Genomic DNA, 13907 nt, shown 5'->3' with positions numbered 1-13907 from the left:
GCACACTCCAATTCGCTAAAGGGTTGAAACTCTCAGCCTAGTCTGCCTGAGGCGAGTGAACGCGAAGCTGACCGAAACATTACATTCCTGTCAGCTTCGCGCCCCGTTACTTCTTCACCAGGATTTTTCCGACCATGCCGGCCTGGTAATGCCCCGCGATCAGACAGGCGAAATCAAACTCACCGGCGCGGTTGAAGGTCCACACGATCTCGCCCGTCTTGCCCGGCGGCACGTGCGTCATGTAGGGCTCGTCGTGCTCCATGTTCGGGAATTTCTGCATCAGCGCGGCATGCTCATCCAGAACCTGCTTCGTGCCGATCACGAGTTCGTGCAGGATCGCGCCCCCGTTGGTCACGGTCAGACGGACCGTCTCGCCTTGCTTGACCTCAATGCGATCGGGGGTGAAGCGCATGTTGTCAGTCATGACAAGCTTGATCGTGCGCCGGGCCGCCTTGGCGTCCGCCGCGATGCCCCACGCCTTCTGCTCCTTGCGCACCGGACCTTTCTTTTCGGCGGCGTGCTCGTCGCCGTGCGCGGCGGCCAGCCCGGGGGCCAACAACGCCAAGCTGGCGATCAGGCTGATGATGCGGATATTGCGGTTCATGCTGGGTGTTCCTTTCAATGGTGGCCTTCATGGCCGGTCGGTTTGCGGACCTTCAGTTCAAGGGGTGTCGCAGGCTGCGGCGCTTTCATTCCGGCGGGGCCGGCGGATGTCGATCGGGGAGCCGGTGCCAGCGCTCCTGTCCATTCGTAGGCGACCGTGCCGGCGGCATGGCGATGCCAGCCCGGGTCGGCGTAGTCGCCACGCTTCTGATCGCGCCGCACCTTGAGCGTCGTGAACATGCCGCCCATCTCGACCGGCCCGAACGGGCCTTGGCCCGTCATCATCGGCAGCGTGTTGTCCGGCAGCGGCATTTCCATCTCGGCCATATCGGCCATCCCACGTTCGCCCATGACCATGTAATCGGGGATGAGCTTGTTGATCTTGCCGGCGAGATTCGAGTGGTCGACACCGATCATGGTCGGCACGTCGTGCCCCATGGCGTTCATCGTGTGATGGCTCTTGTGGCAGTGGAACGCCCAGTCGCCTTCTTCGTCCGCCAGGAATTCGATCTGGCGCATCTGGCCCACGGCCACGTCGGTGGTGACCTCATACCAGCGGGCGCTCTTGGGCGTGGGGCCGCCATCGGTGCCGGTGACGAGGAATTCGTGGCCGTGCAGATGGATCGGATGGTTGGTCATGGTCAGGTTGCCGATGCGGATGCGCACCTTGTCGCCCAGGCGCACATTGAGCGAATCGATGCCCGGGAATGCGCGGCTGTTCCAGGTCCACAGATTGAAGTCCAGCATCGTGTTGACCTTGGGCGTATAGCTCCCCGGCTCCACGTCGTAGGCGTTGAGCAGGAAGCAGAAGTCGCGGTCCACCTCGTCGATCAGCGGATGCCGGCCCTTGGGGTGCGTGACCCAGAAACCCATCATGCCCATCGCCATCTGCGTCATCTCATCGGCGTGCGGGTGGTACATGAAGGTGCCCGGCCGGCGCGCCATGAACTCGTAGACGAAGGTCTTGCCGGGCGCGATCTGCGGCTGAGTCAGCCCGCCCACGCCGTCCATGCCGTTGGGCAGGCGCTGGCCGTGCCAGTGGATCGTGGTGTGCTCGGGCAGCCGGTTGGTCACGAAGAGGCGCACGCGATCACCTTCGACGACCTCGATGGTCGGTCCCGGCGACTGACCGTTGTAACCCCACAGGTGCGCCACCATGCCGGGCGCGATCTCGCGCACCACCGGTTCAGCCACGAGGTGGAACTCCTTGACACCATTGTTCATGCGCCAGGGCAAGGTCCAGCCATTGAGGGTGACGACGGGGTTGTAGGGGCGCCCGGTCTCCGGTACCAGCGGCGGCATGGTGTCGGGCTTGGTCTGGATGACCGGTTCGGGCAAGGTGGCCAGCGCCGCGCGCGACACGCCGGAGGCGGCCACGGCGAGGCCCGCGCCAGTCAGGAAACGTCTTCTGTTCATCATGGGGAAGTCCTTGTTGTCATGCGTATGGGCGCTTCAGTGCCCTTCGTCGCCACCGCCCACGCCCGCCACCGCCGGGCCGCGCGAGGCGCCTCCCCCGGTCGGCTTGCCGAGCATGCTCGCCTGCAGGCTGGCCTCGGACAGCCAGAAATCGCGCTCGGCGTCGATCGCCGCGACGACGCTGGCAACCTGCTCGCGCGCATCGGCGAGCAGCGCGAAGACGCCGATCAACATGCCGTTGTACTTGAGCATCTTCTCGTCCGAGATGGTCTTGCGCAGCGGCACGATCTCCTCGCGGTAGTGGCGCGCCAGGGCGTGCGCCGTCGCGTAGGCGGCGTACTGCTGGCGCACCAGAGAGCTCGCCTCGATGGCGGTCTGGCGCAGGCGATGCACTGCGGCCAGGTAATCGGCCTCGGCGCCAGCGCGTGCCGCGCTGCCGAAATCGAAGAGCGGGATCGGGAAACTCAACTCGTACCCGCGCTGCATCGGCTTGCCGGTTTCCGAGTTGTTCACCACGCCGACTTCGAGCTCGCCGAGCACGCTGTGCACCCGCGTCAGTCCCTGGCTGCGCGCGAGCCGCTCCAGCTCGAAGCGCGCCGCGCCCACGTCCAGGCGGGTGTCCACGGTTTGCTGCAGCACCGCCTGTTCATCGCGCAAGGCGGTGGGCAAGTCGGGCAGGCGTTCGGGCAAGCGCAGCCTGGCGGCCTGCGCGGCGTCCAGGCCCAGTGCGCGCACCAGGCCTTCGCGTGCCTCCAGCGCGCTCTGCCGGGCGCGCGTGAGTTGCGCCGCGGATTCGGCGTAGAACGCCTGCTCCTGGGCGCGCTGCAAGCGGCTCCAGTTGCCTGCGGCCTGCATCCGGCGCGCCAGCTCCGCACCGGCCGACGCGGCCTGCATCACCTGTTCGAAATAGGCCACCGACTGCTGCGCGGCCACCGCGCGCACCCAGGCCTGGCGTGCCTCGGTGACGGCCTGCACCGCATCGCCGGCCGCTTGCAGGCGCAAACGCGTCTGGGCCTGGGTGTCGATGCCGATCCGGCTCGGCAGGTACAGCAGATCGAGCAGGGAGAAGCTCAGCACACGTCCGATCTCGAGCTCGCGCGTACCGTCCTCGGTGCGGACCAGTTTCTCGAAGGCGAATACCGGATTGGGCAGCCGCGCCGTCTGCGTGGAACGCGCCGAGGCGGCCGCGTTCTCCGCCAGCAGGGCCTGGAAGGCCGGGCTGTAGGCCAGCGCCAGGCGGGCCGCGTCGCCCTGGCTCAGGGGCCGCTCGAGCAGCGTCGTCACCTCTTGCTGCGCCGCCTGGCGTGCCTCCTCCGAGTTAAGCCAGCGCAGTTCAGTCTGCAGTTCCCGCTGGGCGTAGCGCGCGGTCTCCTGCGTGTTCTGGTCGACGCTCAATGAGGCGCAGCCGGCCAGCACCAGGGCGCTCGCCAGTACGCTCAGGCGCACCCACGGCCGGCTCATGGCTTCGCTCCCGCCGCAGGCGCTTCCTGCGGACGTGGCGCGGCGGACGGCTGGGGCGCCGGCTCACGCTCGCGCGCATAGGTTTTCCAGCCGCCGATGCGGCCGACCGCGTCGTTGGCCTCGCGCCAGGACGTGACGGGCTCCTCGGCGTAAGGGCGATAACCCGGCAGCGCACCCTGAGGGGCGCTGGCCTGTGGCGGTGCAATCGGGGCGCTTTCGGCGGCCGCGTACACGAGCACGGGCCCCAGCAGGGCAAGCCCTGCCGCAGCGATCTTTGTTCTCATACCTGTTCTCCGTGGGGTACAACGGTCTGGGTAGGACCGTGCCGACAGTGTGCGAGGGCGAAACCGTCAAGGAGCTGACCGGCGGATTACATGTTTGTAATCTTGGGGCGGGGTCCATGCACGGGGCGCACAATGGCCGCCGCAATAGTCAGGAGGTCATCATGAAGATTCTTGTCGTGGAAGACGAACTCAAGACGGGGGAATACCTTCGACAGGGGCTCATCGAAGCCGGCTTCGTGGTCGATCTGGCGCGCGATGGCACGGACGGCCTGCACCTGGGCCTGTCGGAGGATTACGACCTGGCGATCCTCGATGTCATGCTACCCGGGCTGGATGGGTGGCGGGTGCTGCAGGCCCTGCGTAAAGCTGGACGCGAAATGCCGGTGCTGTTCCTGACTGCTCGAGATGAAATCGAGGATAAGGTCAAGGGGCTTGAGCTTGGCGCGGACGATTACCTCGTCAAGCCCTTCGCTTTCGCCGAGTTGCTCGCGCGGGTGCGCACGCTGGTGCGACGTGGCAAGGGCAAGGAACAGAGCATTCTACGCATCGCGGACCTAGAGCTTGATCTACGCCGACGCCGGGTCAGCCGCGGGGGGACACGCATTGATCTGACCGCCAAGGAATTCTTGTTATTGGAACTACTTATGCGGCGCCAGGGCGAGGTGCTTCCGCGTTCCTTAATTGCCTCGCAAGTATGGGATATGAATTTCGACAGCGATACCAATGTCATCGAAGTAGCGATCCGCCGACTACGCGCGAAGATCGACGACGCGTACGAGCCGAAGCTCCTGCGCACCGTCCGGGGCATGGGTTACGTCATCGAGGCGACGGCATGAAGCGACTGCTGCAGACCTCGCTGACCTTTCGGCTCACGCTGCTCTTCTCGTGCTCGGCCACGGTCGTCTTGCTGGTTTTGGGCATCGTGGTGGCGGGCGCTGTCGATCGGCACTTCGTCGATCAGGATTTGGAGGCACTGACCGGAAAGCTCACCCTGGTCAGACACGCCTTCGGGCGCATCGAGGATCGGACCGGGCTCGCGCAACTGCCGGCGCAACTCGATTCCTCCCTGGTGGGCCACCATGGTCTGGCCGTCACGGTGCTGGACAGCAGTGGGCGCGCGTTCTTCACCACCGAAGGGGTGGAGTTTCCAGACCGTCTGGTGAGCCAGCCCCCGATCGAAGGCTATGCCGGCCCCTTCGTCTGGAAAACCCAGGCCGGACATTTCAGGGGCATCGCCGGCGCGGTCGCGACCGGCTATGCCGACTGGCCGCAGGCCACCGTGGTCATCGCCATGGAAGTCTCGCATCACGAGGCGTTCATGGAAGCCTTCCGCGAGACGATGTGGATTATCGTTGTCTGCGCGGCCGTGTTACTGGGCTTCCTCGGCTGGGTCGCGACGCGCCGCGGACTCGCACCGCTGCGACAGCTCGTGGCCGAGACCGACGCCATCACGGCCAGCCGGCTCAACCATCGGATTTGCACTGAGCATGTACCGCTCGAAGTCGCCGAGGTGGCCAACACGCTCAATGCGATGCTCGCCCGTCTGGAGGACTCGTTCCGGCGGCTGTCCGATTTCTCCTCCGATCTCGCGCATGAACTGCGCACGCCGATCAGCAACCTGATGACGCAGACGCAGGTTGCGCTGTCGCGCGCGCGGACGGCCGACGAGTACAGCGAGATCCTGTCGTCGAACGCCGAGGAGCTCGAACGCCTGGCCCGCACGATTTCCGACATGTTGTTCCTGGCCAAATCCGACAATGGCTTGATCGTGCCTTCGCAGGAAACGGTCAGCCTGGAGACAGAGGTCCAGGACCTCTTCGATTTTTACGAGGCGTTGGCCGAATCGCGCCAACTGCATCTGAGCCGCCAGGGTACGGCGAGCGTTCAAGGCGACCGCCTCATGCTGCGCCGGGCGATCAGCAATCTCCTGTCCAACGCCGTGCGCTATGCGCATGAAGGCACGGAAATCCGCGTCGAGCTCGACACGGCGGAAGATCATGCCCGCGTGGTGGTGGAGAACCGGGGTGACACGATTCCGGAAAGTCAGTTGTCGCGCCTCTTCGACCGTTTTTACCGCGGCGACAGCTCGCGTCACCGCACGACCGAGGGGGCCGGGCTCGGCCTAGCCATCACCTCTTCGATATTGCGTGCGCATGGGGGCATGGCGTCCGTCAGTTCGAACGAGGGCATCACTCGGTTTGTACTGAACCTTCCTCAAACCGCCGCGAGTACATTGGCGGTGGCTTGAGCGCAGGGCGGAAGTCAGGCTGCGGATATTCGGGACCGACAGCGTCAAAGATATATGGTTTACTGGCCCACAGCACCCGTTACACCTGCGCGAGACCATCGATCAGTTGCTTGTCTGCCAGGATAGGAACAACTTGCTGCAGCCAGCCATTCTTGTTGGGCGGAATCCAGGGGGCGCGCTTCCGCCAGGGTCATGTCATTCGCCCAGCGGCCTGGAGGCTTACCGCGCATGGTCAGGACAGCGAACCTGATACCAGCCCCCATCCAGCAAATGCACGCCCGGTGCGCCACAGACTTCGCAAATACCGAACGAGCGCTCAGCGATCTCATCGATCAGCTTGAACTGGGCCTCGATCGCGCTGCGCGCATAGAACCGCAAGCTCCCGAACTTCTCCTTGACCTGGGTGGCTACGATTTGCGGCTCTCCATCGTGATCGGTCATGTGCTGCAAGCGCGCGCACAGCTCATCGATCAGCGCAAACCAACCGCCTCCACAGCAGAAGCCCCAACACATGCATGTCGTCTGCATCGAGGCGTGCCGGTCGGCAAAGATCTTGGGGTAGCGCTGGCAGAGCAGTTCGTCGAGATCGGGACTCATGATGCCTCTGACCGCTAGAATTTGCAGTCTGACAGGCGTTATCAGTACGCTAGCGATGAGAGGGTTGGAGTCTCACCAACGAGGTCAATGAATCCGCGACAGACCGCAGGACTGCGGCGGTTTCTGAAAGCTCCTCGTTGAGTTCCAATGCGACTTCCCACAGATCGTCTTGCACCGGTTCCGATACGGCCGCACCATTGATCACGGTGTTTACCATCCGATGCAATCGCAGCAAGTCATCGCGTAAGCCCCCGTCTTCACAGAGTCGCTGAGCAATAGAGTCCAGTTGCTCAATGTGCTCTAACAGCAGTGTGGTATCGAAATCGCGGCGGAGTGCCTCAAGCACCGCGGCATCGACGTCACCATAAGGCGTGACTGCGAAATCCGGCTCGGGAAAATCCATGGTCATTTCCTCGTAGGGCGGCGCATGCCTTGTGCAGAGACGGCCGCTTTCCGGAAGGTTTCGTCCGCGATCCAGGCTTCAGGCTTACGCTTCAGCTTGAGGCTGTACTCGCCGAAGCGCTTGATGTGTGCGACCTGATAGGGACTGAGGAAGGACACATCGTCCGGTGTGATCTTCCAGCCTTCGCGCTTGAGCGCCTCAAGGGTGCGCATCATGTCGACCGTGTTCTGGAGAATCAACGAAGATGCCACCAGGTCGTTGTAGCGCAAACGCTTCTGTTGCTCATCGGGTTCATTGACTGCGATGACGTCCCCGCCAAACGAAAGCCACTTGGCGAAGCCATTGTAGGACTCGATCTTGTTGGTGTTGGCTGTGATCTCCTGGCGCAATTCGCGGCTGCCGATCCATTCGAGCAGGAAACCAGTACGAATGACGTTACCCAGTTCTTGAGCGGCAAAATACAAACGGTTCTTGCGGCTGTAGGAGCCGAGCTTGCGCAGGAGCGTCGCCGAGGAAATCTTGCCTGCGTTGATCGACAGCGCTACCTGCATCAGATCCTGCCAGTGCCGCTCGATCAGCTCCCAATCCACGGTATCGCCGAATAGGCGGTTGATGTGCTCGTACCTCACCGTCTTGTCGGGCCGGTAGAGGATCAGATTCTTCCAGTTTCGGATGCGGGGCATCAGCTTGATGCCCCGTAGGAACGTGAATGCGAAGACCGTGGCGGATTGACCCTGAGTGTCGGCATGCACGGTATCGGCCTCAACAGAAAGCCCCGCCTTGAGCAGCCCCTCAATGACGTAAATAGCCTCCCATACACCGGGCGGAATGAAGTGGCGAAACACCGCGATGTAGTTGTTCGCGACATGGCGATAGGCCACCGCCCCCATTTTTCTATACCGAAAGTGGTAGCCGGCAAGTAGATTCTCATCGTAGAAGTCGTACTGGGTGCCATCCGCGGCTACGGTTTTCCCATCCCCCCAGAGTTTGGGTAGATCGAGGTGCAGGTACACCTCGTTGAGTTCTCGTTGTGCGGTTTCCAGGCTCTCCAAGGACAGATGACGGCGGTTCACGAAAGACAACATGTGTGGCGTGATACCACTGTTGGCGAGGTGACGCGCTGCCTGGCTGGGCCCCAAGTTGCAACCCATTGCAAAGATGGTCAGCAGATATCGCTCGGCGGGTTGCTTGAGTTTGGCCATGTTCCCCGACAACGGCCCGAAGTGGCGGCTGAAGCCAGTCCAGTGCTCTATGTTGGCTAGTACGTCCAAGACGTGCCGTGGCGGCATGCGTTGCGTAAGTGTGTTTTGCAGCGACATGACATTTGCCGGAATCTCGCGCGCTACCGGCTTGTGTAATACCGGCTCGCCGGTGGCGTTGAGTGCGACATCACCACGGCATTCCGGGAACTTGTTGTCCAAGCATTGCGCAGTGTTACTTAACCAGTCACGAAGGCTACTCGTAAAAGACTGGGCATCGTGTGGCAAGCCAATCTTGTCGCAATAGGCCGGCAACTGCTCTTGGCATTCTTCCCACGAAAGCAGTTGCTCGCGGTAGTCAGCAAACTCTTCGGAGCCGGCGATAGCCAGGTCGCCGGAGCGCAACTCTTCCGCCAAGTACGAGAACACGCAGATTTCCAGATTGCGCCGACTCACGCCCAATCCCACATCGTCACCATTGCCTTCACGCAGCAGCTTGCGCCAGCGATCAGAGACAAAGGACAGGTCCATACTGTCCTCGATCCATTCGATACGATGCCGATCCTGGTTGAACTTGACGATTTCGAGGGCTTCGATGAGCGAGCGATCCTGACTGGTGGGCCGAATCTCAAGGAGATGCACGAGCCGGAACAAAATGGATCGATTGCTCTTGAAGTGCTTCCATACCAGGGGCAGGTAATTGTTCGCGCTGGTAGCCCGAACGCGAGCGCAGGCCTCACGCACCTGGTCGATTCCACCGGCCGGGTCCAGGTAGCTGCGGATTTTTGCACCGGCCTCTGCGTTGTCCGGCTCGGTCGCCAGGATGGCCAACACCCCGTCTAGCGTGCCGATCAGATGTTCAACCTGGCTGCGTTGCCCAAACTGGATTTGTTCCAGTTCTTCCTTGGCGCGTTTGTGGATCGTCGCAACACGGCGCAGGAACATTTCGGCAAGCTGGTCCCGGGCACGCACCTGCATACGCTTGATCAGCGAAACCAGTAAGGTGTATCGCTTGGGCTCGGTGCACTCGCGCAGCTCAGACACGTCGTATGCCATGGCCTGGGCTGCAAAGTGGCGAATCTTCGTATCGGGAACATCGGCAAGCAACGTATCGATGCTGCCGAATGACTCCAGCCACTCGAGGTGCTCGACGAGCATTTCCAGGTGCTTGCGCGTGGGACGCCGTGCGGATTTCTTGAGCTCGTTGTATTCACTCTGGCGACGCTCGAATTTGTCGGTGAGCAGCAGAACCTGCAATCCTTTGCGTTGCTCCGGAGATATCCGCCCGAATACATCCGCGAACATGTCACCCTGGACTTTGGCGTGTGTTGCCTCTGCAACGTTGTCCAGCGTAGAGAAGGCAGGCAGCTCAAACTGGTCGAGCACTAAACCTTCAATCATGGCATTGATGATGTCAGCACGCTGGTCCATCAGTTGAGTCGCTTCGCGAGCAAAACGCTCAAGTGCTGATTGAGCCTGCACACCATGAAATGGCTTGACGCGCAGAAACTTCAGTGTCGCTGCCTTGTGACGGAACAGCGTCATCCCAGTAGGGTAGGTCAGGTGAATGCCGTCCCCGTATCCAAACTGATCGCGAATCCAGCTCGTGACTTCTGGTGGTATTGCTTCTTTCGGGGGAAAGTAGCGTAGGTGCTGGAAACCCTTCAGCAACACAGCTAGCGCAAGGCGTTGTTTTGGGGCCTTCGCAACGGAACGTACCCATTCTTGCTCATCGCCTGAGACCGCGAAGAACTGCTTCAGATCTTCTGATGAATACGTTGTGAGGAACTGCGGGTACGCGGTTCGTTCCAGCGAGGCCATCGTGCGCTCCAGTCGTGTAGAACAGGAGCGAGAAGGCTAGCGCAAGTTCCTTGCAGGAAGATAGCCCCTGATATGGCTCATATGAAAACAATTACTTACAGAACAAAAGTATAGTTTTTCCCTTCATCCCGGTCATACCCCAATGTGACCAAGGGCCGCAATGCCGGTCGTGTGATGCAGATGGTCGAGCAAGAAGCCTGGGCTTTCACGTTCGACCCGACCGGCGCACCGCACCCCTATCCGTCGCGCATTGTCCTCACTATCGAAGAGGGCGAACAGCCCTACCCGCCCGGTTTTTACACACTTTCGCCGCAATCGGTCTATGTCGGTGACTTCTCCAAGCTGACCATGGGCCGTGTGCGCCTGGTGCCGATGGACAAGTCCTCCGCCAAGGCCGCCGCGTGATTGACTGGCTCACGCTTCGCTTCCCGCTGGAGCGCCTTCCCGGCGTTCTGCGGGAGCGCCTTCAAGCCTCAATGCTCTACATGTCCTGCGTTGATTCCGACGGCGTATTACGTTGGCATAAGCAGGGCCTTGACCTTGACGCATTGCGCTCCGACACGTCGGGCCTCATGTGGCAAGTTCAAGGCGATGGCAAGCAGTACTTCATCGCCATCGGTGGAAGCCCAGCCAGCCTAGAGCATGGCTGCAACGTGTTCGGCTCCGGTGACATCAAGTACTGCGCCCGCGTCATGGTCAATCACGCCCGCCGTGCGCTGGCGTCAGTGTTGCCGGATGCCGAACGCTGGCAAGTTCGCCGCGTCGACGTGACGCACAACTATCTATTGCCCGGTCCTCGGGAAGTCAAATCCGCGCTTCGTTTTTTGCTCGGCACCGATGCCAGCAGAGCGCGTGCCGCCTCGATGGGCGGCGATACCGTCGGCTGGAACGTCGGCAGCGATCTGCGCAAAGGGAAGGCCTACCACAAGGGGCCGCAGCTCGCGTTTTTAGAGCGCAAGGGAAAAACCAAAGCCACGCCTGAACAGATTGCCTTGGCGGATCGGCTCCTGCGCTTGGAATTGACTTTGGGAAGCCGCTTCTGGCGGCGATTTGAAGAGAAAGGCCTCTCCTGGACGGACTTAACAGAGGCCGATTTAAACGCCGAGCATTTGAACTATTTTGGACGGTTCTTCGGCCGAATTGAGGTGGCAGATATGACCAATCTACTTAACGAGCTGGAGAAAGTGGCCCCTACTCCTGGTCAAGCTCTCGCTGCGCATCGTACTTGGGCGTTGATCCGTGCTGTCGGTTTCGAGAATTCGAAGGGCTCAATGCCTCGCGCCACGTTTTTTCGACACATGAAATTGTTGCGTCAGGCCGGTTTGTCAGACGCTGATTTCTGTCACGGCGACATTATTCCTTTCCGGCGCTCTGTCATTGATATTGGAATCCCTGTCAATTCGTGGGATGACATCAGAAGGGCCGCCTAATGCAATATTTTAAGCCCGATCCTGTTTTGTTATTCCTTTTTGAATACGTTACGTCGGATTTTCTTCTGCTCGCAATGCTCGCCGTGACGTGTTTTGCGTTCGGCTATCTTGTTGGGGTGTGGCGCTAATGATCTGTTTATCTGGCTCTGGGGCGTTTTCAAGTCCTGACCAATTTGGTTATTGCCCTTCCGGCTATGAATTGTTTCTTACTGCGTCTGAGGTCGAGGCTTTTGTGAGTCAGAAGATTGAAGAGTCTTCCGGTCAAGTCGATTTGACCGCTGTTAATCAGACTATTGCCCAAATTCAAGCCGATCAGCAATTAATTCTGAGTTATCAAGCGAAGACTTTTGACCCTGCTTTAGGCGGTTCAATCTTCGCTTTTTTCTTCGGCGGCGTGCTACTCCTTTGGCAGGTATCTAAGGGGGCTGGCGTGCTGCTCGATGCCATCCGTCGTTCTTGACGGTTTTTCACTTCAGGGGAGTTTTCATCATGATTCGTTCGTTCTGCAAGAAGGTCGCTTCCGTTCTGTTCGCTGGTTTCGTCGCTGTAACCGCCCCGGCTGTTGCTCTGGCGCAGACCGCTCCGACCGGTCCCGACTTCTCGTCGCTGACCAGTTCGGTTGACTGGGGTACGGCAACCGTTGCTGTTCTGCTGGTGTTCGCTGGTGTCGCTGGCCTCTACATGGCTTTCCGTGGCGCCAAGCTCATTCTGAGCGCGATCAAGAGCGCCTAACTGGCGTTCCTGCTGGGTGCGCTCTTAACGGGGCGCACCCTTTTTTTTGAGGTGTGCCATGTCTCCTGCTGATTATTGGTATCTGGTCTTTGCCGCCTTCGGAATTGTCTGCGCCTGGGCTGTGATTAAGGGGGTATCGTGAAAAAGCTGATTATTGCGCTAGCGCTTTTGTTTTTTAGCGCATTTTCCTCTGCTTTATTGGTCACGGTGCCCTATGCCTTCGCCTATGTCGCACCTGCCGCAACGTCTGCTGCTTCTGGTGGTATCGCGTGGGGCACTGCCGCGTTAGGCGCTGCTGCGGCGTTTTTCGGACTGACCTATAGCAGCCCTGCAGGCGATCCCAATGAAATACGAGTTCCTTTAACGGACGATCCTGCAAAGGCTCCGGCCGCGCCTTCTGCGCCGGCTAATACTTCTCCTGTTGATCGTTACCGTGCCTGGAGCTGTGTGCAGGATGTGTATGGCGTTTGCGGAGCGCGTAGTTATCACGGGATTTTTTCTACTTCATCTGGCGCATTAAACGCTGCTTCCGGTGCGGTCTGTACGGCTTATGTTGGAAATGGTCAGTGTAATTGCAGTGGTAAAGGCTGTCTTTTTGGTTCTGAATATATGACTGAATGCCCGAGCGGATATTTGGCGTCCTCCGGTTCTTGTTCGTTGAATAATCCACGCGCCGCGACCCCCGATAGTAAATGCGATTTCGGCCGCGTTGGCGGGGCTTACTCCGCAACGGGCGACATTGATTGTGGTGGCACCTTAAACGGCAGTGTTAAACCAGATGGTTCTTTGGTCATCAGTGGCAGGGATCAAAACGGACAGCCCCAGGTGGTGACATTTACGCCTACAACTGGCGGCGGAACCAAAGTTAAGTTGCAAACGCAATCCCAGGATGCGGCCGGAAATACGCAATTGCAGACTCAAACCGGCGATGTTTCGCCTGGTGGTCAAATCGAGAACATTACTCAGCAGACCCAGCCGGGTACGATTAACACGACGGACCCTGATAGCTATTTTCCCGAGCCGACCGGCGATCCGACTACAGGTGGCCAGCAGCAAATACAATTCCCTACCGACTACGCCCGCCAGGGTGAAGCCGAATCCTCCCAGGTCAAAACCCGCGAGAAGCTTGACAAGCTGGCCGAACCTTGGATGTCCGAAACAGCCCCAGCGGACCCGGAGCCGTATGCGAATGAGGACATAAAGAGCCTGTTTTTCCCTGGCACTTTTGACGCTCTCAAGGGCTGGCGTTTCACTGGTACGGGCCAATGTCCGACTGCCGATTTAACGGTCGAAGCATTCGGCACCCAATTCGGCGGCGTCATGGATACGCAGTGCGTAATCCTCGAGGACAATCGCGCCCTGATCAGTAATTTTATGGTTGCCGTTTGGACTGTTCTTGCGTTGTTTGTCGTTCTGAGGGCCTGAATATGGTCGCGTGGCTTCTTCCCTTGCTGTCCTGGTTGTTTCGCGGCGTCGTTGTCAAGTTCGTCATCTTCGCGGCCCTTTTCGCAGTTCTGGCGCTTGTTGTGCCCTGGGCGATTGGCTACCTGACCGGCTTTATTGATCCTGCGTCGTTGTCCAGTGCCTTCGGCGCGCTGCCATCAGGTGTCGTTTATTTCCTCCAGGTGTTCCGCGTTGATTACGGCCTGCCTCTCTGCATTGCCGCTGCCGTTTCTCGGTTTCTGATTCGTCGCATACCGTTTATTGGGTGAT

15 protein-coding genes are annotated in these 13907 nt (G+C 60.1%); 8 read left to right on the top strand and 7 right to left on the bottom strand.

Going from position 1 to position 13907, the window contains the following annotated elements; translation table 11 throughout:
• Positions 1-106: 106 nt before the first annotated feature.
• The 4 genes from NMB43_RS10525 to NMB43_RS10510 are packed head-to-tail and all read right to left on the bottom strand — an operon-like array spanning position 107 to position 3764.
• Positions 107-604 (bottom strand): cupredoxin domain-containing protein, encoded by a 498-nt coding sequence (locus NMB43_RS10525; protein ID WP_494348115.1) that lies wholly within the window; start codon positions 602-604, stop codon positions 107-109.
• Positions 605-618: 14 nt separating this feature from the next.
• The gene (locus tag NMB43_RS10520; protein WP_494348114.1) at positions 619-2022 is read right to left on the bottom strand and encodes a multicopper oxidase family protein; all 1404 of its coding nucleotides are present in this window, start codon (positions 2020-2022) and stop codon (positions 619-621) included.
• Positions 2023-2055: 33 nt separating this feature from the next.
• Positions 2056-3480 (bottom strand): TolC family protein, encoded by a 1425-nt coding sequence (locus NMB43_RS10515; protein WP_494348113.1) that lies wholly within the window; start codon positions 3478-3480, stop codon positions 2056-2058.
• Positions 3477-3764 (bottom strand): hypothetical protein, encoded by a 288-nt coding sequence (locus NMB43_RS10510; protein ID WP_494348112.1) that lies wholly within the window; start codon positions 3762-3764, stop codon positions 3477-3479. Before NMB43_RS10510 ends, NMB43_RS10515 begins: the two co-directional genes overlap by 4 nt.
• 161 nt (positions 3765-3925) lie before the next feature.
• Between NMB43_RS10510 and NMB43_RS10505 the strand changes: the two genes are divergently transcribed.
• Both NMB43_RS10505 and NMB43_RS10500 read left to right on the top strand, forming a co-directional pair.
• The gene (locus NMB43_RS10505; RefSeq protein WP_494348111.1) at positions 3926-4600 is read left to right on the top strand and encodes a heavy metal response regulator transcription factor; all 675 of its coding nucleotides are present in this window, start codon (positions 3926-3928) and stop codon (positions 4598-4600) included.
• Positions 4597-6012, top strand: a complete 1416-nt coding sequence (locus NMB43_RS10500; RefSeq protein ID WP_494348110.1) for a heavy metal sensor histidine kinase — start codon at positions 4597-4599, stop codon at positions 6010-6012. The genes NMB43_RS10505 and NMB43_RS10500 overlap by 4 nt, the downstream gene beginning before the upstream one ends.
• 219 nt (positions 6013-6231) lie before the next feature.
• Here NMB43_RS10500 and NMB43_RS10495 read toward each other — a convergent pair whose 3' ends face one another.
• Genes NMB43_RS10495 through NMB43_RS10485 form a run of 3 tightly spaced genes read right to left on the bottom strand, consistent with a single transcriptional unit; the run spans position 6232 to position 10032 of the window.
• Complete coding sequence (locus tag NMB43_RS10495) at positions 6232-6609, bottom strand: hypothetical protein (RefSeq protein WP_494348109.1); 378 nt, start codon at positions 6607-6609, stop codon at positions 6232-6234.
• A 49-nt stretch (positions 6610-6658) separates the two neighbouring features.
• On the bottom strand, positions 6659-7012 hold the full coding sequence (tnpC, locus tag NMB43_RS10490) for a Tn3 family transposase post-transcriptional regulator TnpC (protein WP_494348108.1): 354 nt from the start codon (positions 7010-7012) through the stop codon (positions 6659-6661).
• 2 nt (positions 7013-7014) lie between these two features.
• Positions 7015-10032: a Tn3 family transposase gene (locus NMB43_RS10485; RefSeq protein WP_494348107.1), complete on the bottom strand. Its 3018-nt coding sequence runs from the start codon at positions 10030-10032 to the stop codon at positions 7015-7017.
• 174 nt (positions 10033-10206) lie between these two features.
• On the opposite strand from NMB43_RS10485, the gene NMB43_RS10480 reads away from it, so the two are divergent.
• The 6 genes from NMB43_RS10480 (at position 10207) to NMB43_RS10455 (ending at position 13906) form a co-directional block, all read left to right on the top strand.
• Positions 10207-10437 carry a single-stranded DNA-binding protein gene (locus tag NMB43_RS10480; RefSeq protein ID WP_494348106.1) on the top strand — a complete coding sequence of 77 codons (231 nt, stop codon included), beginning with the start codon at positions 10207-10209 and terminating at the stop codon, positions 10435-10437.
• Positions 10434-11462, top strand: coding sequence for a phage/plasmid replication protein, II/X family (locus NMB43_RS10475; protein ID WP_494348105.1), 1029 nt, complete (start codon positions 10434-10436; stop codon positions 11460-11462). Before NMB43_RS10480 ends, NMB43_RS10475 begins: the two co-directional genes overlap by 4 nt.
• Before the next feature lie 232 nt (positions 11463-11694).
• The gene (locus tag NMB43_RS10470) at positions 11695-11922 is read left to right on the top strand and encodes a hypothetical protein (RefSeq protein WP_494348104.1); all 228 of its coding nucleotides are present in this window, start codon (positions 11695-11697) and stop codon (positions 11920-11922) included.
• Between the two features lie 29 nt (positions 11923-11951).
• Entirely contained in the window at positions 11952-12194 is a 243-nt protein-coding gene (locus NMB43_RS10465) for a hypothetical protein (protein ID WP_494348103.1), read from the top strand.
• Positions 12195-12332: 138 nt separating this feature from the next.
• Positions 12333-13619, top strand: coding sequence for a hypothetical protein (locus tag NMB43_RS10460; RefSeq protein ID WP_494348102.1), 1287 nt, complete (start codon positions 12333-12335; stop codon positions 13617-13619).
• Between the two features lie 2 nt (positions 13620-13621).
• Positions 13622-13906, top strand: a complete 285-nt coding sequence (locus tag NMB43_RS10455; protein ID WP_494348101.1) for a DUF2523 family protein — start codon at positions 13622-13624, stop codon at positions 13904-13906.
• Position 13907: the final 1 nt, after the last annotated feature.

The organism is Uliginosibacterium sangjuense (assembly GCF_059132465.1).
This window is presented reverse-complemented; position numbering and strand designations above follow the sequence as displayed.